Raw genomic sequence first — 25,023 nt, forward strand, 5'->3', positions numbered from 1 at the left:
ACACAGTTTCAGCTCGTGCTGTTCCCTCAGGACTTTGAATTCCCTTCCTGAATTTGCACCATACGTAGAAAATTGAACTGTATTTTCAATGCTCGACTGCCCTGCGCTCCCAATCAACTACCATAAATAGGAATAGCTGAATGTTTGTAATCAAAAATACACTAAGCTTCTTGACAGGAGGTAATAACGCTCACATGTGGGTTTTATTGTCTTCGTTTTTCAGCTCAATACAATGTGAGCTTGGATTGTATTGCATTGCATCGCACTAAGAAAATGTGTTTGTATTCTTCTTCTTACTGTAAAAAGAGTTAATCTAAGCGAGAAAACTGCGACACTCCTCAAAAATTAAGACCAATTTTCTTCGTGTGGGGTAAATTCAAGGATGCCTCAATTCAATGTCCTATGGGAAAGGAACAGTCTGAAAGTTCCACAGTGAGCGTTCTTTGCTCGCAAAGAGACTGAAGCGTTTCCCATGGAAAGGGAGTATTTTTCCGTAACGTCGGACTGAGCACTCATCTTAAATATAATGAAAGTAAGTTACGATGTAATTACTGCAAACTTTACATCAATTTCGAAAGTTGAGATGCAAGAAAAGTTTCGAATAGAGTCTTTTTTATGAAATGAAGCCATTAAAAACAGCATAGTGTTTAAACACTATGCTGTTCCACCATGAAATACCTTCAGCTTGCTCTTCAACCCATAATTCTAATTCACAAGTGCAACTTGAACTTCATCTCCTGCATAGGTAACCGCATCTGGGTAGTAATCCAACACTGCTTGGACATATAATATATCCCCATAACAAGCGTCATACTGTTTTGCTTCTTCTCTAATACAACTATATATACCTGTTTCTTTAAGTTCAGCATACTTCTCTTGTGAGAATTCGATTGCTAGATTTTCAGTATAGTTGCCTCCGTGTTCTTGAACATAATTAATAAAACCTGCACCAAAGTTATAAGATTGTAGAGCTAATTTAACATCGCCATTTGATTTGTCTAACACTTGACTAAAATACTTAACACCCTCTTCAATAGAGACAGTTGGATCATTAATACAACCTACTTCACCACAAAAACTTTCTGATGATTGCATTGGATCATTTCCTCTTCCACCTGATTCTTGCATCATCAAAGCTAGTACGACGCCAGTGTATTCTCCTTTGTCATATTGTTTTAATGTTTCTTCTACCAGCGGCTGATATTCTTTCACTTGTTCCGACAACCTTTTATGATTATCCAAGTTATCATTCTGAGATTTTTGATTTCCATTGGCAAGAAACACAACTAAAAAGATCATAAATGAGATAGCTCCTATTGTCGTCATCGCACGGATTATCGCTTGTTTTAAATGGTTTTTTTTATATTTAGGCATTAGCACTCATCCCTGTCATATGAACTCCGAAACTATTAGAATAGTAAAACTCATATCCTATCAAAGTACTATCCTTACTCTAATTGTAACATCTAATTATTTTTATTTAATAGTAATTTGAAAGTCTAAAAAAAATTTTTCTTCCTTTAGATAAATTGCCCTTACAAAAATCAAATTCTTTCATATAAATAGACATATATACTTGTTTAAAGATTTAAACTACTATGATGTAACGGAGTGATATGATGAGTAGTGTAGTAAAAGAGGATAAAGTAAATATAAAAAAACCAAAACGCAGAAGAGCTGGATGTAACTGTGGTACTGGAAGAAGAAGAAGAAAAAAAACAGGAAAAGCTGAATAAGTAGTACCCTAGACGAGTCTTTACACACACGTCTAGGGTATTTTTTAATTATCATTACCTATTATCAAAGTTTGAATTATCGATGAGATAGCAGCAAGAGCTAATATGACAATTACTGGGTAGAATATATTTAATAAAAATGTGTAACCCATATAAAGAAACGCTGCGCTCCATATCGCCGTGCACCAATGGCAACTTAATAATTCTCCAACAAATTTCCGCAAACCCTTTCCTCTAATATAAATAACTTCTTCTACAGATCCATCTTCAAGTAATTCTTCCTCCACTTTATGAAACGGAGCTCTTAAAAAGCTAGTAATTTCATCAAAGACGATTAATCTCGTTAACCTAAATGCAGCTAATCCCAGCAAAGCCAAGCTAAACCATGAAACCATAATTTCACCCCACCCCAACTAAATTAGAATTCATACAGTATATTCAATTAGCTTGAAAAAGTAATCGTTACATGAACTAGTTTCGTATAAACATTTACGAATAGGGTGAGATTTAAATTTTAGGACCATATGATTATGGCGAACACAATGTAACTGAAAATCACCAAAATAGATGGCGCTAAATAACTTAGTTGGAACCTTGAACTTTTGCGTTTTACTATTAACATCACGATGATTGTTAATAAAATACCAATGGTAGCGGTTAACATATGTTTATCCTCTGCTTCCATCCATATGCTACCTGGTCTATAAAAAACATCACCAATACATAAAACAAGAATATTAAACAAATTACTTCCAAGTATCGTTCCAATAGCGAGGTTAACGTTTAATACTTTTAGTGCTACAAAAACACTAACGGCATCGGGAAAAGAAGAGGCAGCTGCAACTAAGAAACTTCCAATTGCAGTTGAACTTATACCTGTAGTGCTTGCTATCGTATCACCAGAAATTGATAGCAAGCTACCTGAGAAAAGAATAAGTAATGAAAATAAACAAAAACGAATAACTACTCGCCTTAATGACCATGGACCACTGTTATTTAAACTTTGCGGTTTTTCGGGGGCATTATCTACTTTTTGCTTTTGCGAGATTAGCCTCATTCCACCTATGTAACAAATAACAATAATTATACTTGTTACTCCAATACCTAAGAACTCTATATTGAGATTAATCCATAAGGAAATAAACACCAAACTGATTAACAACACACTTAATATCCCTGGATATATTTGATTTTCAGTACCACGCAAGAAAATACGCTTTTTATAAAACAACAAATCCATTGCAAAAATAACGAACAAGTTAAAAATGATACTCCCTAACCCATTTCCTACAGCAATATCCGCATTACCGATCGCAGCGGCAGACACTGTGGTAGTTAATTCTGGCAGGGATGTTGCTACTGCTAATAACATTGTACCAACTACAAACCCTGTCATCTTGGTCTGTTTACTTATTACATCAGCATAAGTCGATAATTTTACCGCTGAAAAAACAGATACACAAGCAGCTACAAGGAAAGTCAAATAAGGTAGCAAAACGGCAACTCCTTTTTAATTATACGTTTGAAGTGTACTTATTCCCTTTAATATACTCAAAGAAACCATTTAATACTAATTATAATATTTCTTTTTAATATGGATAAAATAAATGTAAAGGAGGGATAAAATGCTAGGTTTTTTAGTCAAATTAATTGTATGTCCAGTGACAGTTATTATCGCATGGATGTTATTTCCTAACGTAGACTTTTTTTATTGGTTTCAACCGGTTATTATAGGGGTTATTCTCGCTGTTGCAAGTCATTTAATGGAACTGATTTTATTAAATGAAAATACAGTCGGATTTAGTACTTTCATGGATTTAATTGCTTCAATAATAATTGTTTATTATGCTTCCATGCTTCAAACTAATTCAGAGGTAACTTTTTTAGGTGCTATATTTACAGGTGCACTACTAGGTGTAACTGAGATTATTCAGCACCGCTGGCTAGTAGAGAAAAACAGGACCCAAAAGAATCCAACCACTAATAAGGTGTAAAGATTTACCACTAATCTTAAACACCTTATTCATCCCCTAGCTTTTCATAGCTCTGATTATGAACTGTTTTATTATAAACTCTTGATAACAATTGGCCGTATATAGATGCTAACACTTGTTGAAATAACATACCTATCACCACAGGAACTGCAACAGGTGGAGGGAAATACGCTACCGCAATTACTGCTCCAGCACTTATATTTCGCATCCCACCTGTAAACGTTAACGCAACAATCACTTCGCGTTCTTTTCTTAATAAGCTCCCTATTACCCAAGATATTAAATAACCACAAAACGCAATAAAAAACACCACACCAGCTATACTTATAAGCTTCCAATTAATGTTGCTGAGATAAGGAGCAACAATTGAACTATTGATCATAATCACACTCGCCAAACCTACCTTAGATATTGGTGCTAACTGTGGGCTTAGAGAATTTCTAACCCTACCTTTTGTAATATGATTCAAACACATCCCAAGAATAGAAGGTATTACAATCATACCTAATAAGCCTTTCATCATATTCCAGATATCCATTTCTATGGATTCACCTACTAATATAGAAAGGCTAAATGGTACGATAAATGGAGATAGTATTGTATCAATTAATATGATTGATAATGTTAATACTACATTCCCCCGGTACATGGCTACCCATATAAAACTAGTAATACCTGTTGGGATAACCATAGATAAGATAAGTCCGGTAATAGTAAATAAATCGTCATGAAATGTTAAATGTCCTATCGCCCACGCCCAAAGTGGCATAAAAATATGTAATACAAAAATAACAACTAAAATCGGAATCGGTTGTACAATAGCTTTTTGTAATGATCTAAAGTTAGAATTTAAACTACCTGCAAAAGTCATAAAAGCAAATATCCATGGCACCATGAAAGCAAAAGGCGCTAAAGTGCTCGCAAAAGTAACACCCACTATCACACTTAAAGGAGCTATTAACGGCATTATTCTCTCTAATTTTTTATTTAATTTGTTTAACATCGATAATCGCTCCCGGTATATAAAAAACTTCTATGCTTAACTGACATTCTTTTGTAACGCCCTTACACTTTACTAATTGTCGGTCTAGCATTAATCCAGCTTACCCTTACTTGAATATTAAAGAAATCAGATAACACTTCCGATGTTACGATTTGATTTGTTTGGTCAGCAGCAAATATATGACCAGATTTCAATAGTAATGTTTTATGGAAACAAGGTAATATTTCTTCAACATGGTGTGTTACAAATATAATTGAAGTAGAAGGTGTTCTTGTTGCTAGATGATCAATGGTTTCTAGCAATTGCTCCCTTGCTAAAAAGTCTAGTCCATTGGTAGGTTCATCTAAGATTAATAAATCAGGATTAGCCATTAAAGATCTTGCTATCAATACACGCTGCCTTTCACCTTGTGAAAGTTTTCGAAAACTACGGTTTGCATAACCAAAACAGCCTAACTCCTTTAACAGTTGTTGTGCTTTCTCTCTCATGTCGTCTGTCGGGGTTTCATAAAGACCTATTGAAGCAAAGGCACCACTTAACACAATTTGATAGGCGCTATCTGATTCATAAAGCCTTTCTTTAATTGTTGAAGAAACAATACCTATTTTTCTTCTCAATTCATCTCCTAATGGATCCTTACCAAATCTTCTGTTCAGAACGGTGACACTTCCTTTAGTAGGAAAATAATATGCACAAAGCATATGTAATAAAGCTGTTTTACCAGCACCATTTAAGCCCAACATTGCCCAATGTTCTCCATTATCTATTTGCCAATTAATATCTTTTAAAATCCAGTTGCCTTCTTTCATTAGTGAAACCTGATCTAAATTTAAAATCAAAGAAACTCACCTCTTTCATTCGTATACCCATATTATCTCTCAATCTATTCATTTTATCGAGCGCTACGTTCTTTACGGCGTTATTCTCACTTGACTATCCACGAGTAATAATATGCACAAAAAAAAATTCAAAAAAATTCGATTTTTCTATTGAAAATGATTATCATTATCATGTATAATAATAAATGTAGAACACTTCCATTAGTTTAATAAGGATACATCCCTTTTTTCTTTAAAAGCTTGTTACCCCCAATTAACAAAACCTTTTAAGGGTGTTTCCAAAATATGTAGAGAGGTATTTTTTTAAAAACCTCTCTATTTTTTTGTCCTCTTTTAGTTCATACATTTTAAAATATCTACTTCTTTTAACGTATAAAACGTGCACCCTTCTCATATATTTACTTAATCAAAAAAAGCTTAATTAAAATAATTTTAATTAAATATTGATTTTTATTAAATTTGTATTATAATAAGAAATGTATTATTCGTTAACTAATTATTTAGGGAGAGGTGTTCACATAGTGAGTAAAGAAAAAAAATACTTAACAACGGCGTCAGGAGCCCCAGTTGGTGATAACCAAAATTCAATTACAGCAGGTCATCGTGGCCCTACATTAATTCAAGATGTACACCTATTAGAAAAACTTGCACATTTTAACCGTGAGAGAGTACCTGAACGTGTAGTTCACGCTAAGGGTGCGGGTGCACATGGCTACTTTGAAGTTACTAATGATGTGTCTAAATACACTAAAGCAGACTTTTTATCAGAAGTTGGTAAAAAAACTCCAATGTTTATTCGTTTTTCTACAGTTGCTGGAGAACTAGGATCTGCAGATACAGTACGTGACCCTCGTGGTTTTGCTGTTAAATTTTATACTGAAGAAGGAAACTATGATTTAGTAGGTAATAACACACCAGTATTTTTCATTAGAGATGCGATTAAGTTCCCAGACTTCATTCATACACAAAAACGTAATCCAAGAACACATAGAAAAGATGCTGATGCAACATGGGATTTCTGGTCTCTATCTCCAGAATCATTACACCAGATAACAATCCTACACTCTGAACGTGGTATCCCAGCAACTTTACGTCATATGAATGGTTACGGCAGCCATACATTCAAGTGGGTAAATGCTGATGGTTCAGCTGTTTGGGTGAAATATCATTTCAAAACTGACCAAGGCGTTAAAAATCTAGATCCAAACCTTGCTGATAAATTAGCTGGAGAAAACCCTGATTATCACATGGCAGATCTTTATAATGCAATTGAAGATGGAGACTATCCAACATGGACACTTAAAGTACAAGTTATGCCTGTAGAGGATGCTAACACGTACAATATTGATCCATTTGATGTTACAAAGGTATGGCCGCACGAAGATTATCCATTAATCGAGGTTGGTAAAATGGTACTTGATCGTAACCCAGAAAACTATTTCGCTGAAGTAGAACAAGCTGCCTTTTCACCTGGTCACTTTGTACCTGGTATTGAAGCATCACCAGATAAAATGCTACAAGGTCGTCTATTTGCTTATTCTGATGCACACCGTTACCGCATCGGTGCAAATCATGAAGCTTTACCGATTAACCGTGCTAAATCAGAAGTAAATAACTATCAACGTGACGGTTATATGCGCTTTGATGGCAATGGTGGCGGTTCTGTAAACTATGAGCCAAATAGTGTTGATGGTCCAAAAGAAACACCAGAAAATAATATTACACCATTTGAGGTGTCTGGTTTTGCTGATAGTGTAGCATATGATAGTGAAGATCACTTTTCTCAACCAGGTAACCTATTCCGTAATGTAATGAGTGATGAAGAGCGTGCACACACAATTCAAAACTTTGCTGACCATTTAAGCGGGGTAACTAGAGAAGAAATTAAATTACGTCAAATCTCTTTATTTTATAAAGTAGATCCAGAATTAGGTACTGGTGTAGCTGAAAAACTTGGCTTGTCTGTTCCTGAAACTGCAAAATAATAAAATATATTTTTGAAATACCGTTCAACTTGGACGGTATTTTTTTTAGCTCACCACTCAACTCAAAAAAATTCACTTATAGCTTAAAATCCTTTACAATTGTAGATATTAAAGTTATTTAAAAGGAAGAGATACCATGGGAATTTTATCAAAATTAATTCGTAACAAACCTAAAACAATTGAGTGTTGTTCAACAAACCTAGACTTGTTTTTTACAGATGAAGATTTGGATTTGTTTGATGAATATGCACAAAATAATAGCTTGGAGCTTAAAGAAATGCAGTGCCTTGATAATTGTGAAGAATGCCCTATCTCAGCCTATGCTGTTTTCGATAATAAGAAAGTTTTTGCTGATACACCAGAACAGGTATTAGAAAAGATAAGCAAAATTAGGTCAAATTAAATCGAGTTCATTAAATAATTGTGTAAGACAAGCCTTTTATATGTTTTACATAGAAATTTGCATTTCCGCAAAAGATACAGAAATGAAAAGGCGGTGTAAGAAATTAACTATATTTTATTAGTGATAGGCTTTGCTTTATTAATAAAAGGCGCAGATTTCTTTGTGGATGGAGCATCAAAAATAGCGAGACTAATGAACATTTCCCCTTTACTCATTGGCCTTACAGTTGTCTCCTTTGGTACTAGTGCTCCGGAAGCTACCGTAAGTATAACGGCTGCGATAGAAGGAACGGAAAGCGTTGCTTTTAGTAATGTAATAGGAAGTAACATTTTCAACATCTCTCTTGCTATCGGTTTAACAGCATTCATATTCCCTTTAAAAGTTGAAAGTACAACGATTAGAAAAGAAATACCATTTACATTACTAACCACTGTTGCTTTATTCATATTAATTAGCGATGTGTTTTTTCAAAATCACCTATCGAATGCTCTAACAAGATCAGATGGTATTATCTTGCTATTGTTTTTACTTATATTTTTAAATTACATTTTTGAAGTAGCAAGAAATAACCGCGAACAAGTCTTAGATAAAAAAGTGGCTACTTCATCTAAAACCTGGGGAAAGAATATATTTTTTACCATAGCAGGACTACTTGCAATTATCTTTGGAGGTAATTTAGTGGTTAATAGTAGTACTAACATTGCTTATGCATGGGGAATGAGTGAAACATTAGTTGGTCTAACTATAATTGCTATTGGTACTTCTTTACCAGAGTTAGCCACATCGGTAACTGCTGCAGTGAAAAAGCAAAATGAAATTGCACTTGGAAATATTGTTGGTAGCAATATATTTAATGTATTGTTCGTCCTGGGGTCAACAGCAACAATAACAACGTTAACTATTAATAATAAGATCTTTTTCGATATGGCGGTCTTAATTATATTAACTATTACCTTATTAGTTTTTTCGAGTACAAAGCGAACAATCGGTCGTTTAGAAGGTATGACTTTAACTATCGCATATGTTCTGTATATCGCATATGTCATCTTTAGAAATTAGTTAGAAGGTGTAATTCAAAAAAGTGAAGAATTTAAACGTAATAGATAACCTAAGACCACTGCCTATTAACTTCTATTATCAACCAACATTGGACTTGGCTCGTTCTCTACTTGGCTGTATTCTCCTAAAAGATAGCCCTGAGGGAATCGCTGCTGGAATAATTGTTGAAACAGAAGCATACATCGGCCCAGGTGATATGGCCGCACACAGTTTTCAAAACCGTAGAACAAAACGTACGGAAGTCATGTTTGGTCTTCCAGGATATACTTATACATATTCGATGCATACGCATTGTCTATTTAATGTAGTAAGTGGAAATGTTAATGAACCTGAAGCTGTACTTATTAGAGGAATAGAACCTTTTTATAATGAAGATTTAATTGCTAGTAGACGTGATAACGTAAAAAAGAGCAAAGATTGGACGAATGGCCCCGGGAAACTCACAAAAGCTTTGGGAATTACAATGAATGATTATGGCCACTTATTAACTAAAAAACCACTGTGGATTGCTGAAAAACGGTCATCCAACTTCAAAATTGAAGCAGGTCCTAGGATTGGTATTGAAAACTCTGGAGAAGCTAAAAATTATCCTTGGAGATTCTGGATAAGTGACAACAAATTCATCTCAAGATAGTTATTATTAGTAAACAAAAAGTGCATATCATCCCCGTACTCTAACCATACTATTCCTGAACAACCAACTTTCAAAAATTGGGAGGATTCTTTTATGACTAAGGAAAAACAAAACACCAAACATGAGCCTATTGAAAAGGCAGAAGATGTTGAATTCTCATATGAACTTGCTGATTCTGAAGACTTAGAAGCTATAGAACGTATGAAAAAGGCAGATCGTCGAGCAGAAAAAGAATAATTTTTAAAATGGAAACGCAAACGGAAGTATAACTACCTGCGTTTCCTTAAGTCCATTGGCACAACTGGCTTTAACATCCTTTTCATTAATTTCAAATAATATCCAAAAAATATCAAATTGTTAGAAATATTAACAAAATAGAAGCATTTATTAATTTATGGCATCTTAGTACACCTAATCAGTGCTTAAGCCGTTTAATGCTTCTTAATGACGATTAAGCTAGTTTGCGTTAACGACCGCATGTCTTTATTATAATATATGGAACAATAAATCAATGTAAATAAAGCAATTGAAGGGAGACGTTATCATTAACAGTCAAATAGCAACTGCAACTGCACCGACTGATGTGATTTTATTTGAAAAACCAAAAGTCGAAGATGGGGCAGCGATGTGGGAATTAGTAAACAATTCAACGTTAGATCAGAACTCTGTGTATAAGTATATTATGATGAGTGAATATTTTGCTGAAACGTGTGTTGTTGCTAGAGAAAATAATAAACTAGTTGGCTTTGTAACTGCATTTATCCCTCCGGAACGCCAAGATGTCGTATTCATTTGGCAAGTAGGTGTTGATTCCTCACAACGTGGAAAAGGAATTGCATCTAAACTTTTGAATCACTTGATTCAGAGAGAGGCATGCCAAGACGTTCGCTTTGTTGAAGCGACGGTAACTCCATCAAATAAAGCATCTCAATCATTATTCCGTAAACTTGCTCGTGAGCATAACACAGAGTGTAATGTAAGCGAATTTTTCAAACAGGAGTTATTTCCTAGTGACGATCATGAAGAAGAATTGAACTTTCGCGTTGGACCTATTGAAAAGTAATTTAGGGTTTAACATTTAAAATAAAAGGGTATTAATTAACAGACAGTTTTTCGTGTACAGACATTTTAAGGAGGAAATTTAAACGTGAGCCAAAATATGGATATTTTTAATAATATGGAATCAGAAGTACGTAGTTATGTTCGTAGTTTTCCTACTATCTTCACTAAAGCAAAAGGATACAAAATGTGGGATGAATCAGGAAAAGAATATATCGACTTCTTTGCTGGTGCTGGTGCACTAAACTATGGTCATAATGATTCTGTGATGCAGAAGAAGCTAGTTGAATATATAACTAGTGACGGTATTACACACTCTCTTGATATGGCGTCAACAGCTAAAGCCGAGTTTTTAAATAGGTTTAATGAGGTTATACTAAAGCCTAGAGACCTAAATTATAAAGTAATGTTTCCTGGGCCAACCGGGACAAATACAGTAGAGAGCGCATTAAAATTGGCTCGTAAAGTTACTGGTAGAACAGATATTATTAGCTTCACGAATGGGTTCCATGGTATGACAATTGGTTCATTATCTGTTACAGGTAATTCTATGAAAAGAAAAGGCGCTGGTATTCCACTACAGAATGTTGTTACTATGCCTTATGATAACTATGTAGATGACCAAGATTCACTTGATTACCTTGAACGCTTCTTAGAAGATAGTGGTAGTGGTGTTGCCATTCCAGCAGCAATGATTCTTGAAACAGTACAAGGTGAAGGTGGTATTAATGCCGCTAGCTTTGAATGGCTTAAAAAACTAGAAGGTATTTGCAAGCGTTGGGGAATTTTATTAATTGTAGATGATGTGCAAGCAGGTGTAGGGCGTACAGGTACATTCTTTAGCTTTGAACCAGCTGGAATTAAGCCTGACATTGTATGTTTATCAAAATCACTTAGTGGTTACGGACTACCATTTGCAGTTACGTTAGTTCGTCCTGAAATTGATAAATTCCAACCCGGTGAACACAATGGTACGTTCCGTGGTAATAACCATGCGTTCGTTACTGCAACTTCTGCTTTAAGCTATTGGGAAAATGATGACTTTGAAAAAGATGTAAAAGTTAAGTCAGAAAAGATTTACACATTCCTCGAAAAAATGGTGAAGAAGTATCCTGAATTAAAAGGTGAAGTACGTGGTCGAGGATTTATGGTAGGTATTGCATCTGAGGTTGAAGGACTTTCGAATAAGATTGCAGCGAACGCATTTGAGCTTGGACTTATTATGGAAACTTCTGGACCAAAAGATGAAGTATTTAAACTATTCCCTCCTCTTACGATCGATGAGGAAGGCTTGAATAAAGGATTTGCAATTATTGAAGAGAGTATCAAAGCACAAGTAAAAGAACCAGTTACTAACTAATAACAGACGAATCAGGGGGAAATTGAGAAATGAAAGTAGTTTCACTAAAAGACGTGATAGGAACTGAGCAAGATGTAGATGGAGGAAACTGGGTTTCTAGACGCCTACTTCTTAAAAAAGACGGCATGGGTTATACAGTAAATGTGACCACTATTAAGCCAGGAACTGAAACACATATTTGGTACCAAAACCATCTAGAGTCTGTTTACCTTATTGAGGGTGAAGGTGAAGTTGTTACACTTAAAGACAACAAAGTTTGGCCAATTAAAAAAGACGATCTTTATGTATTAGATAAACATGATGAACACTTACTACGTACAAAAGATGGCATGAGTATGGTATGCGTATTTAACCCACCATTAACAGGAAAAGAAGTTCATGACGAAAATGGTGTTTACCCAGTAGATGAAAGTTAAAAAACCCCTTTAAGGGGTTTTTTATTTGATTTTTAATCGTAATGCAGACTTGGGCTTGTAGCTACTCTCCTCTTTCTTATCATCTAGATCAGAGGAACAGTTGGGACATTTTATTGCTTTAGAAGGAATTGACATCCTACAATATGGACATTCTTTTTTCATCATTGCATCAACAGGATGTTGACCTGGTTTTTTCCATCTATTTAGTTGTCTAATCACTAAAAACATAACAAATAAAATAATAACAAACCGTATGAATGACGTTATAAACAGACCATAATTTATGGTGGCAGCACCTGCTTCTTTTGCTTCATTTAATGATTGATAGTGACTACCACCTAACGTGATAAACAAATTAGAAAAATTCATTTTCGCAAGTAATACTCCCACCGGAGGAAGGAGCACATCCGTTACGAGTGAATCAATAAATCCACTGAATGCAGCTCCAAGCACAAGACCAATTCCCATATCAGCAGCGCTTCCCCTAAGTACAAATAAGCGAAATTCCTTAAATAAGCCGATTTGTATCAGTCCCTTTATATCATAGTTTCGTTTATATATACTATGTATTAATAGGACATGCTATGATTAAATATTGTAATATTAAATGATACTTTTTTATTAAGGTAACAAAATAGAGGAGGCCTTACTTGTGAAAAAAGATATTGATGATTATTTGCAAGATGGGATATACGGTACAAAAGAAATTAATCCGTCAGAAAGAAAAGTGTTTCTAGGATCATTAAGAGAGAGAATTGTCTTAGCACTTACCAAGGGGCAAGTAATGAAAAATAATGGAGTAGATCAATTAGAAATAGCGATGAAAGCATATCCTGAAGCAAAGTTACTGCTAAACGGCAATGTCAGTTACCGTTTTTTCAAACCGTATAAGGCGGCTGCTTCTAAAAACAACATCCCATATACCTCCGTAAAGAATAGAAATGCCAAATCAAATTATGGATTAGTTTTAACGCTTGAATATGCGATAGATAAGGAAGATATACACTTAAAGGAACAAGAGAAAAACACAAAGAAAATAGATAAAATTAAAAAACGCTCTTTGTTTGATTGGTTATTTAATCGTTAAAACATTAATAATGAGACCGAATAAAAACAATTCGGTCTCAGATTCAATCAACTAGCTATTGCATAACACTTTCATATTGATTAGCATTAATAACCGAAACGAGTCTTTCCATCCCTATTTTAATTTGTTCTGGAGACGCATTAGTAAAATTAAGTCTCATTGTATTTTGCTGAGGATTAGAAACATAAAATGGTGCTCCTGGTACAAAAGCAACACCCTCATCTACTGCTGTTTTAAGAAGTTCACCTGTATTTACAAACTTCGGCATATTAACCCAGAAAAACATTCCACCTTTTGGAACAATATAAGATAGGTCATCACTTTTCACTTGTTCAAGTAAATCTTTCATTACATGCATCCGCTCTAAATACGTATTTCGCAATGACTGTATATGACCATCGAGGTCAAAATCATTTATTAAATGTATAAGTGCATGCTGACTAATAGAATTAGTGTGCAAATCAGTTGCCTGTTTCGCTTGGGCCATTATCCTTATAATCTGATGCGGTCCTACAATCCAGCCAATTCTCATTGCAGGAACAACCGTCTTTGAAAATGTACTTGTATAAAGAACTATCTTATTATCATCCATCGATGCAATAGATGGCGGAGAAGATGCTTTATCAAATTTAATATCACCGTAAGGATCATCTTCAAATATTACAACATGATATTTTTTAGCTAAAGCTAACAACGTCTTTCTTCGTTCCAATGACCAGACCTTTCCGCCAGGATTAGAATAGGTTGGAACTACATAGATGCACTTTGGCTTTAAACGAACTATTTTTTCTTCTAAATCCTCTTCAATCATACCATCATCATCTGAATCTACTGCAACTATATTCGTTTCATATGACTCAAATACCTGAATGGCAGCAAGATATGTTGGGTTTTCTGTTAGAACAATATCTCCAGGGTTAAACATCACTCTGGCGAATAAATCGATTGCTTGTTGTGAACCAGAAGTTACCAATATATTATCAGGATGACGATTAATCCCCTTTTTCGCCATACGGTCCGCCAGTTGCTCTCTTAATTCAAAAACTCCCTCTGTTTCACCATATTGGAGCGCTTTATTACCCGAGGTAATTGCTTTGTTAAAAGCACCTTGAATAGCATCGACTGGAAATAAATTTTCATCTGGCATTCCGCCAGCAAAAGAAATAACATCACCTTTATTAACTACTTTCAGTATGTCTCTTACTGCAGAAGATTTCATATAACGTACACGATGTGAAAATCCATATTTCACAATATTTCCCACCTTTATTTACTTTTTATATACAATTTAAATTATTGTGAAAAGTCAGATATTAATTATTGTTTATCTATTATAACACGATTTTCAATGAAAACAACCAAGCAATAGACAAAATCGGAAAACTTGGACTGATTAGAAGAACAAGTAGCTGATTGTACAAAAAACGAACTTCCATGCGGAAATCATAACCATAAAGATATTTGACTTAAGACCTAATGGTAGCTGTTGGAGCTAGCAATCTCCGTTTTTATAATTCCTTTACCTTTTTAGGTAAAGTAGAAAACCTTTCTCAAAAAGGTTCTTTAATGCTTCACAAGAAAAAAGACGGTTATACTACCATATGGATGTATAACCGTCTTTTTCTATTAACCTAATATTGCTCGGTCATTTCCTAACTGTTCTCCTCGGATTCGTTGGAACTCATGTAGTAACTTCTCTATCGTAAGCCCTAGTTTTTCTTCGCCAGAAACATCGAAGATAATTTGACCTTTATCCATCATAATCAATCGATTACCAAGGTCTAATGCCTGTTGCATATTGTGGGTTACCATCAATGTTGTTAAATGAAATTTATCAACAACGCCCCCTGTTAGTTTTGTTATGAGTTCTGCGCGAGAAGGGTCTAGAGCTGCTGTGTGCTCATCTAGCAGTAAAATATTTGGTTCTGTGAATGTAGCCATTAATAACGATAACGCTTGACGTTCACCACCTGAAAGCAATCCGACTCTTGCATTAAGACGATCTTCTAACCCAATGTGTAACGTTTCTAGAAACTCTCGAAAAAGTTCTTTTCTCTTTTTAGTAACACCCGCTCGAAGGGTTCGCTTTTTATTTCTAGCAAAAGCCATTGCTAAGTTCTCTTCTATTGTCATAGACGGAGCAGTACCAGACATTGGGTCTTGGAAAACACGACCAATAAAATTCGATCGCTTATATTCCGGCAAATGTGTCACCTTATTCCCATCAATTTCAACAAAACCAATATCTGGATTTAAACTACCCGAAATTACATTCATTAATGTTGATTTCCCAGCTCCATTACTACCAATTATCGTTACAAAATCGCCTTTATCGAGAGTCAGTTCTACATCTTGTAATGCTTTTTTTTCATCAGGAGTATCTTCATTAAAAGTTATTGAAATATCACGAAGATTTAACATGTTATACCCCCTCCGTCTTGGTACTCATCAGAGCTCGTTTTTTTCTTTTCCTTACACTTTCTTTTCTCGCTAAAATAACTTTTGGTGCAATTAAAGCCACAATTACTAATAAAGCTGTAATTAACTTCATGTCACCAGATTCCAGGAAATCAACACGAAGAGCTAAAGTGACTACAATTCGATAAACAATTGCTCCTCCTATTACAGCAAGTGTTGTTATGGCAATTGTTTTCGTTCCAAATAAAGCTTCACCAATAATAACAGATGCAAGACCAATAACAATCATTCCAATTCCCATGTTAACATCAGCAAACCCACCATTTTGAGCAACTAAAGCTCCAGATAAAGCAACTAGACCATTAGAGATTGCCAATCCAGCAATTGTTAAATTATCTGTATTTGCTGACAAACTACGAATCATTTTGGTATTATCACCTGTGGCACGAAGCGCTAGTCCAACCTCTGTTTTTAAGTAATAATCCGTTATTAGCTTAATAGTTATTGTAACAATAATCATTACAATAAGTACCGACCATGTTCCCGGAGTTCTCTCCAAACCCAATCCGGTTAACATACCATTTAACGCTGCATCAATACCAGTTGATTCCCAAAATAATTCTAATTGTTTAAACACAGTTGATTCATTTAAAAGAGGCAAATTCGGCCTCCCCATTATTCGTAAATTAATAGAATATAAAGCAATCATCATTAAAATACCAGATAATAGCGAATTTATTTTACCTTTTGTATTTAAAACCCCTGTAATAGCACCTGCGATAAAACCTGCTAATAAAGCTAATAAAGTTGCGATAACTGCCGGTACTCCATTAATAATACAAATGGCTGCAACTGCACCTCCTGTTACAAAACTCCCGTCTACAGTTAAATCCGGGAAATCTAATACTCGAAACGAGAGATACACACCAAGTGCCATAATCGCATAAATTACACCTGATTCCATTGCACCAAAAATTGAAATAAACATGATGTTCTCTCCTTCTAATAAATAAATCTAAGAGCTTAATATTCGCTCATTTTTTAAATTAATTCTCTCATATTATTCTTTAATGAGTATTCATTGTATCTTTAAGTATCTTTAATAATCCTAATGTATTAGTAGAAAAGAAAACCGACAATTAAACCTAAAGGGATAAGTGTCGGTTTATTTTCTATTCTTCCACTGTTTCTAAGAACTGTGCGATATCATCCCACTCTTCATTCCATTCAATACCTTGTTCTTCAGCAGCACCTTTATTGATAAACAATTGCATCGCAGGTGGAATTTCAACCGGGATATCAGCAGTTGTTTTTTCTCCTGTTAATACCTCAACCGCCCTTTCTCCTGCCCGATAACCAATTGTATGGTAGTCAATACCATATGTGGCGAAACCGCCCTTTTGTAATGAATCAGGTTCACCAACAATTAAAGGAATATCTTGCTCATCAGCAACACCAATAACAGATTCAAGTGCAGATACAACCGTATTATCGGTCACAATGTAAATAACATCTGCATCCCCTACTAGTGTAGTAGCAGCTTGTTGAACATCCGCTGAAGTAGCAACTGTACGCTCCACTGTACTTAAACTTGTTCCTTTGATTGCTGCATTGACGGCATCAATCTGTGTAACAGAGTTTGCCTCACCAGAATTGTAAATAAGTCCGACTTTCGCACCTTCAAAATAAGTATCGATGAATGTAACTGTGTTTTTAATTGCATCAGGATGAAGGTCAACAACTCCTGTAATATTATCACCGGGTTGATCCATTGCACTTACTAAATCAGCCCCAACTGCATCCGTTACAGACGTAAAGATAATCGGGATATCCTTTGTTTCTTGTAGTGCACCTTGAGCACTTGGTGTTGAATTAGCAAAGATTAAGTCAACATCGTCAGCAACAAAGTTTTGTGCGATTGGACCAGTATTAATCGGATCACCTTGGGCACTTTGTAAATCATATTCAACATCTAGACCTGCGTCTGCAATAGCCTCTTTAAACCCTTCATAAGCTGCATCTAGTGACGGGTGCTCAACTATTTGTGATGCTCCTATTGTAAAGATTTCTGTTCCTGTATCTGATTCATCACCAGAACCATTATTCTCCTCCGATGTATCTGAACCACTGTTTTCTTCTGAAACATCTTCTGTCCCACAAACTGCTAATACAATAACACTAATAATTGCTAAAACAAATAAATGAAACCACTTCTTCATGTAACCCCCATTTTCTTTCTATTTTAAATTTTCTGAACATTTAAGATACATTATATCACAGAGTAATGCAATTGGGATAGCTGTTTATTAATCAGGTATCCACTACCTATTTATTCCAACCTATCACACTTGTAAATCCTATGCTTTTGTAGCAAACTAAGTTTGGTATATTCTAAGACAACAACGTTTGCAAAAATAGCCGGTTTTAATCAAAAACATACATAATTAACCATAGACAATCGGTGTCTATATTTTGAAAGGAGTAACATTTTGGCAAAATTTATTATCATTGGCGCAGGAATATTAGGAGCATCTACAGCTTATCACCTTACAAAATCTGGAGCTGAAGTAATTATTATTGATCGGAAAGACCCAGGGCAAGCAACAGACGCAGCTGCGGGAATCATTTGTCCATGGCTATCACAGAGGAGAAATCAAGCATGGTATCAATTAGCCAAAAGCGGCGCTGCTTATTACCCAAAACTAATTCAAGCATTAGAAGCAGATGGTGAAACCGAAACTGGTTATAAACAAGTCGGAGCTATCAGCATACGAAAAGAAGAGAAAAAGTTAATTAGTATGGAAGAACGGGCATATAAAAGACGAGAACAGGCACCTGAAATTGGTGAAATAACCAGGCTTCATTCATCTGAAGTAAAAACATTGTTTCCACCGTTGTCTGATGATTTTAGGGGACTACATATTAGTGGAGCTGCAAGGGTTGACGGTCGACTTATGCAAAATGCATTAACACAAGCCGCCATAAAAAACGGGGCGACATTTATTGAAGGAGATGCAGAAATTAAATATTCTGGAATCCAAGTAAGCGGAGTTATCATCAACGGGAAAGCCATGAATGCAGATACAGTTATTGTTACTGCTGGTGTGTGGGCAAAAAGCTTATTGAAGCCTTTAGGTGTGAATTTCTCAGTTGAACCACAAAAAGCACAGATTGCACATCTCGGTTTACCAAATACAGATACGAGCAATTGGCCTGTCGTTATGCCACCTAGCGACCACTATTTATTGGCTTTTGAAGATCGAATTATTGCTGGAGCTACCCACGAAAATAATGTTGATTTAGATGACTACAACGTGACATCAATTGGATTAAAAGAAATATTTGATAAGGTATTGACCATTGCACCAGAACTTTCAGAAGGTACATTAATCGAAACACGAGTTGGTTTTCGTCCGGTGACACCAGGATTTCTTCCTGTCATCGGCCCACTCCCTGATCATAAAGGGATATTAATCGCCAATGGACTAGGATCATCAGGATTAACTACAGGACCTTACATTGGCTCAGAGCTTGCAAAACTTGCATTAGGAGAACCAGTAGATATTGATATTAATTTATATCCTGTTTCAGGAGCATTGGAGTAACGAATACGTTTATCTAAGTAGCATAGCAGAGAGGGATTTTGGCTTTATCTAGTTTGAATCAATTAGTACAACAAAAACATAGGAAAAGCAGCATGGGCACACGACCATGCTGCTTTTCTTAGATTAATCCCATTCTTTAAGCGTCGATAGCATTTTTTTGAATCCCTTCTTAATTTTACCCTCTTTACTTGTTTGTTTTTGCCACTCATTGTAACTCGCTACTGCAATTAACGTGAAACCTGCAATTAACAAGTAACCCCACCAAGGCATATTTCCCCAATAGGCTTTGGTTTGATAAAGTAAATTAAAAATCAATGTTCCAACCCCTACAAAGAAGTAAGCCTTTATCTTCGCTTGCATCCCGATGATCATCGCTAACAAAGAAAGACTGCCAACAATTAAAGCGTCCCAAACGGTGTTGCTTTGAATTGCATCCATAATCAGGTAAGTGGTTATAAATAATAATAGAATTAATTGAATCGACTGCATGAGCTTTTTGTATCCATTCCACGTTGTAATAGACAAGATAATGGATAGAGTTAACAGCGGAAATACAGTTAATTCAGCATGCAACAAGTTAGGTATATATTGTTTATATTCTAACAACAACAACAAATAGTAGGAAGGAAGGAAACTAATCGCCCCAGCTGTTTTGATTACTCTTTTTTCAACTAATGTACTCACCCTGTTCACTTGGGAAAATAACCACAGTGTAAGAAGTACAAATGGAATAAGTTGTAACCAAACATTAGCTTCTTGATTAATAAAAGTCCATGCATATACTAAGTACGAAGCAGCAATGAAAGAATACCAATCCACCTCATAATACGAGTCGTTCCAACTATATAACTTTTTATGAATCAATCGGCCAACTACAAATAGAATAAAAAAGCAACTAATACTGATGAATAGGAGCTGATTAGTTTCTAGCATGGAGCGCAGCTGCTCCCACATAACCAATGTCGCTAATAATGGTAAGATAGTGATCAATGACCATTTTCGTTTATGCAAAAAGAATAGGTTTAGTATGACATAACCAATAATTGGTATGATTTCAAGTGGCGAAGTGATTATCCGAATCGTAACAATTGTAAATAATCCATAAATTGAAAAAGGAATGATATACCACTCGATACGGTTTCTCCATGCCTGATTAACTAGGAGCCACACCAATGCATATAGTAAACTAGACCCTAACCAATAATATATCGTTGGTATTGTTTCAAATAAATTATAGTAAGGGATTATTGTTGCAACAAGAGTTGCGAGCATTGTCATGGCACCGTATAGATGTAATTTAACCTGCCATTCTTTTTCCTTTATTATCGAGCTATATAAGTATGTGGTAACTGAAATTAATAAAACAATTGGATTTATGGATTGAGACATAATTTGATCTAAAACAACAATTAGTAGTAAAACAGCCTGCACACCATGAGCCAGCCAGAAAAAATAGGGTTTAAGTTCAGGTAACCTTTTACCAGCATAATGACTTATTGCTAGTAATAAAACAACCCCAATCAAAAGAAAAGTTATAGTAGTAGTAAATGCTTGGAATTTAAATACACTTAGTAAAGATGTATAGAAACAAAATACAGTTATTGCAACTAGTAACCAAAGGATATTTTCTTTCACTCGATAAACTAACCAAACAAATACTCCAACCCCGACAAACAGCAACAATGGCCTGACTATTTCTTCATTGATATGAAAGACAGTAATCAATTGTATTAATCCAATAAAGTAGGCTCCCTGCCCAACATAAAAACTAGTCATAGCTAAGCTTTTTTTATTGAATCTTCGCCATATCACATGAATTGCTAACAAAATTATACCCGAAACAGCTAAGTGAAAAGGCCAATTAAAAACGATATCATAACCAGGATAAATAGCAGTAACTTCGGGATAGATAACGACTAAAGCGAATGTCCAGCTTACAGCATGAACCCATGTTGCAATCTCTTTTTCGACTCTACGATTTCTATTTGCAACGATAATGGCTAATACACCAAATAAAACCAACATGATAGCTAATTGGATTAATGTGCCGCTCCATAATCCATACAGTACACATAAAAACATAGCACCAATTGTTACATAGTACGTACTTGTTTGAATAGACAAAAAGTATTTATTCTTGGTCCAAATACCTAACCATAAGAATAGACAAGCACTAAATAGAAACATAAACATCGCTAGACTATCCCATTGTCGGAAAAGGCTTATACTGTCCCAAAATTGCATCCCTGTTGCAAGCAAAAACAGGGGAGATAGATAGCTAAATACTTTGCGTTTCGTTAGATGCGCTAAATAAATATAATTACAAGAAATAATAAAGTAGGCAAACAATAATAAAATAGAATCTTCTCCTACTCTTAGTATCAATCCTTGATAACTTACATAAACAAATGCAAAGAAAGAAATAATCCCACTCGTATATTCAAACATTTTAGACATAAAATGTTGCTTCTTTGTACCATAAGAAAATCCTATATAGACTATACCAACAAGTGCATACACAATTAAATCAAGTGATTCCAAAAAAGAGTATTCTGTTAATTGATACACGCCATAGGCAAATAATGCGGAAAAAACAAATTGATATTCTTTTGTGTTATATAAAAAGACCATAGCTATATAAATAGCAGCAGTTACTAAAATATTAAAGCTATAAAAGATACCTTTATCATAGATGAAAAGCATAAGTAAAGTGGAGATAACCAAATTCAATTGCGCATAACTAGGTAATTCTTTCATGAATACCTGTATAGATGTATTAGATTTAAGGAGATGGTAGCCTAATAAAAGCAAACCATTAAATATCATAATAAGAAAGTAAAAGAAATCAACAGAAACATCTATTGAGGCTATCGCGAACCCAACAGCAAAACTTAAAAACAAATAAGATATCCATACAAATAAACGTGCTTGGTGTCTATATGCATTTCTTATATATAATGGTAGCGGCAATAAAGTGCCCATTAACCCTAACAAGAACCGCCCCTCACCCGTTAAAGAAAGGTATTGGCCAAATAATTCAAAGTATCCTATCGCAATAATAGCAATGGGAATTAGCATGCTTCCTAACGTTAAAAATGCAAAGGCTGTCTTGTTAATTTTTAAAAATCTACTAGATATGCCGCTTAGGATGAGGAAAAATATCGATACAAAAGATATCGAGAACACCTTTAGTATGGGCCCCATTTGATCCCACGTACTCGTTGCTAGTACAAGTCCCCCAATAAGAAGAAAAATAACACCTAATATAAGTGACCATGTGATATTTCTTTCTCTTATCTGTTCAGGAGTTTTAACTTTCTTCTCTTTTTTCATTGTATTCGATGTATTCACTGTATTCGCTTCAGCTTTAGGCTTATCAATATGTGGTAGTAGTTCTTCTTCACTATGCCGTTGTTTCGACTGTGATTTTATGTATGCTTCGGATGCATAGATCATCTGATTATATTTCTCTTCACTTATAAATCCTTGTTTTTCTAATTTCATAAGTTCTTCACGCATAATTCTTTGTCTATATAAATCTGTTAATCTGTCCATTACTCACCAACACCCCCATCAAAAAACTGTACCGAATGTAATTTTACACCCTACAACTTACTGCTTCAACCTTATTTTTCCAATTGTTCATATAAAATACCCCCTTTTAGTCATCAACTAAAAGGGGGTATTTTCAACTTATTTATTAAAGTAATCTGTTACAGCACCCATCGATGAACAGGATACGTTATGTGCGTATTTACCTAGTACTCCCTTAGAATAAAGCGGAGGTGCTGTCCAATTCTTGCGTCGCTTTTCTAATTCTGCTTCAGCAACATTCATCGTAATTTCTTGTGTATCCGAATCAATTGTTACCTCATCACCTTCTTGTAGAAACGCAATTGGGCCACCAACTTGTGCTTCAGGAGCAATATGACCTACTACTAAACCGTGTGTACCACCAGAAAAACGTCCGTCCGTTAATAGTGCTACTTTTTCACCTAACCCTTTACCAACTAAAATAGCTGAGATAGAAAGCATTTCTGGCATTCCAGGTCCACCTTTAGGTCCAACATGACGAATAACTAAAACGTCACCTTCATTAATTTCATTATTAATTACAGCATTAGTTGCTTCATCTTCTGTATTAAATACTCTAGCAGGACCTGTATGGCGTTTAACTTTTACACCAGATACTTTAGCTACCGCTCCTCTAGGAGCAAGGTTTCCTTTTAGGATAACGAGTGGTCCATCTTTACGTTTTGGATTGTCAAATGGCAATATAACATCTTGACCTTCTTGTAAAGATGGGGCATCATTTAAGTTCTCAGCAACAGTCTTGCCTGTGACTGTTAAACAATCACCATGCAGGTAACCAGCTTCTAACAATAACTTCATTACTGCTTGTACACCACCGACCTTATGCAAATCTTCCATTACGTATTTTCCGCTTGGTTTTAAGTCTGCTAGGTGCGGCACTTTCTTTTGAATACGATCAAAATCATCGATTGTCAAATCAACATTAATCGAGTTAGCAATAGCTAACAAGTGGAGTATAGCATTTGTTGAGCCACCTAGTACCATAACAACAGTAATTGCATTTTCAAAGGCTTCTTTTGTCATGATATCTTTAGGATAGATACCCTTTTCTAGTAAGTTATAGACAGCTTTTCCTGCTTTATTACAATCTTCTGCTTTCAGATTAGATTCTGCAGGGTTGGAAGAACTACCCGGCAAACTCATACCTAAGGCTTCTGCAGCCGATGCCATTGTATTTGCAGTGTACATACCACCACAAGAACCTGCACCCGGGCAAGCATGACACTCAATTCCGTGGAGTGCTTCATCATTAATATCGTTATTGTTGTGTTTACCAACACCTTCAAACACAGAAACAATATCTAGCTTTTCTCCATTATGGTAACCAGGAGCAATCGTACCACCATAAACAAAAACGGAAGGTACTTCTACTTGCCCAATCGCAATTAAACAACCAGGAATATTTTTATCACAACCACCAATCGCTACAAGACCATCAAGATTCTCAGCACCTACTACTGTTTCTATAGAGTCGGAAATAACATCTCTACTAGGCAAAGAATAACGCATTCCTGAAGTACCCATAGAGATACCATCTGACACAGTAATGGTATTAAAAATCATAGGTACTGCCCCTGCTTCTCTGGCACCCTCTTTAGCACTTCGCGCTAAATCGTCAATATGAATATTACAAGGAGTTACTTCACTCCATGTACTAGCAACACCAATCATTGGTTTCTTAAAATCTTCATCTGTTACACCAACAGCACGCAACATCGCTCTGTTTGGAGCTCTTTTTGGATCATCAAAAACATTACTTTTAATACGTAGATCTTTTCCCATTTCCCATTCCTCCTACTCTCTCTTTCTAATAACTATAATAGGTTATTTA

23 protein-coding genes are annotated in these 25,023 nt (G+C 35.3%); 11 read left to right on the forward strand and 12 right to left on the reverse strand.

The genetic code is table 11. The annotated features are described in order from the left end of the window. Positions 1 to 705: 705 nt before the first annotated feature. The 3 genes from QQS35_RS11885 to QQS35_RS11895 form a co-directional block, all read right to left on the reverse strand. A complete protein-coding gene (locus QQS35_RS11885; RefSeq protein ID WP_285932366.1) occupies positions 706 to 1,374 on the reverse strand; it encodes a lysozyme family protein in 669 nt (222 codons plus the stop codon). 406 nt (positions 1,375 to 1,780) lie between these two features. Beyond that, positions 1,781 to 2,131: a DUF1360 domain-containing protein gene (locus QQS35_RS11890; protein WP_285932368.1), complete on the reverse strand. Its 351-nt coding sequence runs from the start codon at positions 2,129 to 2,131 to the stop codon at positions 1,781 to 1,783. Between the two features lie 119 nt (positions 2,132 to 2,250). Next, complete coding sequence (locus tag QQS35_RS11895) at positions 2,251 to 3,231, reverse strand: sodium:calcium antiporter (protein WP_285932369.1); 981 nt, start codon at positions 3,229 to 3,231, stop codon at positions 2,251 to 2,253. A gap of 130 nt (positions 3,232 to 3,361) precedes the next feature. Here QQS35_RS11895 and QQS35_RS11900 point away from each other — a divergent pair, with 130 nt between their 5' ends. Next, on the forward strand, positions 3,362 to 3,730 hold the full coding sequence (locus QQS35_RS11900; protein ID WP_285932370.1) for a DUF2512 family protein: 369 nt from the start codon (positions 3,362 to 3,364) through the stop codon (positions 3,728 to 3,730). 25 nt (positions 3,731 to 3,755) lie between these two features. On the opposite strand, the gene QQS35_RS11905 is transcribed toward QQS35_RS11900, so the two are convergent. Then, entirely contained in the window at positions 3,756 to 4,733 is a 978-nt protein-coding gene (locus QQS35_RS11905) for a bile acid:sodium symporter family protein (RefSeq protein ID WP_285932371.1), read from the reverse strand. A 62-nt stretch (positions 4,734 to 4,795) separates the two neighbouring features. Then, positions 4,796 to 5,572, reverse strand: coding sequence for an ABC transporter ATP-binding protein (locus QQS35_RS11910; protein ID WP_285932372.1), 777 nt, complete (start codon positions 5,570 to 5,572; stop codon positions 4,796 to 4,798). A gap of 521 nt (positions 5,573 to 6,093) precedes the next feature. Between QQS35_RS11910 and QQS35_RS11915 the strand changes: the two genes are divergently transcribed. The 8 genes from QQS35_RS11915 (at position 6,094) to QQS35_RS11950 (ending at position 12,488) form a co-directional block, all read left to right on the forward strand. Then, positions 6,094 to 7,557 (forward strand): catalase, encoded by a 1,464-nt coding sequence (locus QQS35_RS11915; RefSeq protein WP_285932374.1) that lies wholly within the window; start codon positions 6,094 to 6,096, stop codon positions 7,555 to 7,557. 136 nt (positions 7,558 to 7,693) lie between these two features. Next, positions 7,694 to 7,960 (forward strand): DUF1450 domain-containing protein, encoded by a 267-nt coding sequence (locus tag QQS35_RS11920; RefSeq protein ID WP_285932375.1) that lies wholly within the window; start codon positions 7,694 to 7,696, stop codon positions 7,958 to 7,960. A gap of 102 nt (positions 7,961 to 8,062) precedes the next feature. After that, a complete protein-coding gene (locus QQS35_RS11925) occupies positions 8,063 to 9,019 on the forward strand; it encodes a calcium/sodium antiporter (RefSeq protein ID WP_285932477.1) in 957 nt (318 codons plus the stop codon). A 22-nt stretch (positions 9,020 to 9,041) separates the two neighbouring features. After that, entirely contained in the window at positions 9,042 to 9,653 is a 612-nt protein-coding gene (locus QQS35_RS11930) for a DNA-3-methyladenine glycosylase (RefSeq protein WP_285932376.1), read from the forward strand. Positions 9,654 to 9,746: 93 nt separating this feature from the next. Then, positions 9,747 to 9,890, forward strand: coding sequence for a YfhD family protein (locus QQS35_RS11935; RefSeq protein ID WP_285932377.1), 144 nt, complete (start codon positions 9,747 to 9,749; stop codon positions 9,888 to 9,890). A 289-nt stretch (positions 9,891 to 10,179) separates the two neighbouring features. Next, complete coding sequence (gene ectA, locus QQS35_RS11940; protein WP_285932378.1) at positions 10,180 to 10,716, forward strand: diaminobutyrate acetyltransferase; 537 nt, start codon at positions 10,180 to 10,182, stop codon at positions 10,714 to 10,716. Positions 10,717 to 10,812: 96 nt separating this feature from the next. Beyond that, positions 10,813 to 12,072 carry a diaminobutyrate--2-oxoglutarate transaminase gene (ectB, locus tag QQS35_RS11945; RefSeq protein ID WP_407933964.1) on the forward strand — a complete coding sequence of 420 codons (1,260 nt, stop codon included), beginning with the start codon at positions 10,813 to 10,815 and terminating at the stop codon, positions 12,070 to 12,072. A gap of 29 nt (positions 12,073 to 12,101) precedes the next feature. Then, positions 12,102 to 12,488, forward strand: a complete 387-nt coding sequence (locus tag QQS35_RS11950) for an ectoine synthase (RefSeq protein WP_285932380.1) — start codon at positions 12,102 to 12,104, stop codon at positions 12,486 to 12,488. A 21-nt stretch (positions 12,489 to 12,509) separates the two neighbouring features. Here the strand turns inward: QQS35_RS11950 and mscL are convergent, their stop codons facing one another. Beyond that, entirely contained in the window at positions 12,510 to 13,058 is a 549-nt protein-coding gene (gene mscL, locus QQS35_RS11955) for a large conductance mechanosensitive channel protein MscL (protein WP_331490742.1), read from the reverse strand. 82 nt (positions 13,059 to 13,140) lie between these two features. Here mscL and QQS35_RS11960 point away from each other — a divergent pair, with 82 nt between their 5' ends. Beyond that, the gene (locus QQS35_RS11960) at positions 13,141 to 13,575 is read left to right on the forward strand and encodes a YueI family protein (protein WP_285932381.1); all 435 of its coding nucleotides are present in this window, start codon (positions 13,141 to 13,143) and stop codon (positions 13,573 to 13,575) included. Between the two features lie 55 nt (positions 13,576 to 13,630). On the opposite strand, the gene QQS35_RS11965 is transcribed toward QQS35_RS11960, so the two are convergent. The 4 genes from QQS35_RS11965 to QQS35_RS11980 all read right to left on the reverse strand — a co-directional run bounded on the left by QQS35_RS11965 (position 13,631) and on the right by QQS35_RS11980 (position 18,212). After that, on the reverse strand, positions 13,631 to 14,827 hold the full coding sequence (locus tag QQS35_RS11965) for an aminotransferase-like domain-containing protein (RefSeq protein ID WP_285932383.1): 1,197 nt from the start codon (positions 14,825 to 14,827) through the stop codon (positions 13,631 to 13,633). Between the two features lie 374 nt (positions 14,828 to 15,201). Then, complete coding sequence (locus QQS35_RS11970) at positions 15,202 to 15,996, reverse strand: ABC transporter ATP-binding protein (RefSeq protein ID WP_285932384.1); 795 nt, start codon at positions 15,994 to 15,996, stop codon at positions 15,202 to 15,204. 1 nt (position 15,997) lies between these two features. Continuing rightward, complete coding sequence (locus QQS35_RS11975; protein ID WP_285932385.1) at positions 15,998 to 16,981, reverse strand: ABC transporter permease; 984 nt, start codon at positions 16,979 to 16,981, stop codon at positions 15,998 to 16,000. 184 nt (positions 16,982 to 17,165) lie between these two features. After that, a complete protein-coding gene (locus tag QQS35_RS11980) occupies positions 17,166 to 18,212 on the reverse strand; it encodes an ABC transporter substrate-binding protein (protein WP_285932386.1) in 1,047 nt (348 codons plus the stop codon). Between the two features lie 270 nt (positions 18,213 to 18,482). Here QQS35_RS11980 and QQS35_RS11985 point away from each other — a divergent pair, with 270 nt between their 5' ends. After that, positions 18,483 to 19,598, forward strand: coding sequence for an NAD(P)/FAD-dependent oxidoreductase (locus QQS35_RS11985; protein ID WP_285932387.1), 1,116 nt, complete (start codon positions 18,483 to 18,485; stop codon positions 19,596 to 19,598). Positions 19,599 to 19,721: 123 nt separating this feature from the next. Here the strand turns inward: QQS35_RS11985 and QQS35_RS11990 are convergent, their stop codons facing one another. Together QQS35_RS11990 and ilvD are read right to left on the reverse strand one after the other, a co-directional pair. Continuing rightward, a complete protein-coding gene (locus QQS35_RS11990; RefSeq protein ID WP_285932388.1) occupies positions 19,722 to 23,153 on the reverse strand; it encodes a hypothetical protein in 3,432 nt (1,143 codons plus the stop codon). Between the two features lie 138 nt (positions 23,154 to 23,291). Beyond that, entirely contained in the window at positions 23,292 to 24,974 is a 1,683-nt protein-coding gene (gene ilvD, locus QQS35_RS11995; RefSeq protein WP_285932390.1) for a dihydroxy-acid dehydratase, read from the reverse strand. Positions 24,975 to 25,023: the final 49 nt, after the last annotated feature.

The organism is Aquibacillus rhizosphaerae (assembly GCF_030282825.1).
Taxonomy (GTDB): domain Bacteria; phylum Bacillota; class Bacilli; order Bacillales; family Amphibacillaceae; genus Aquibacillus_C; species Aquibacillus_C rhizosphaerae.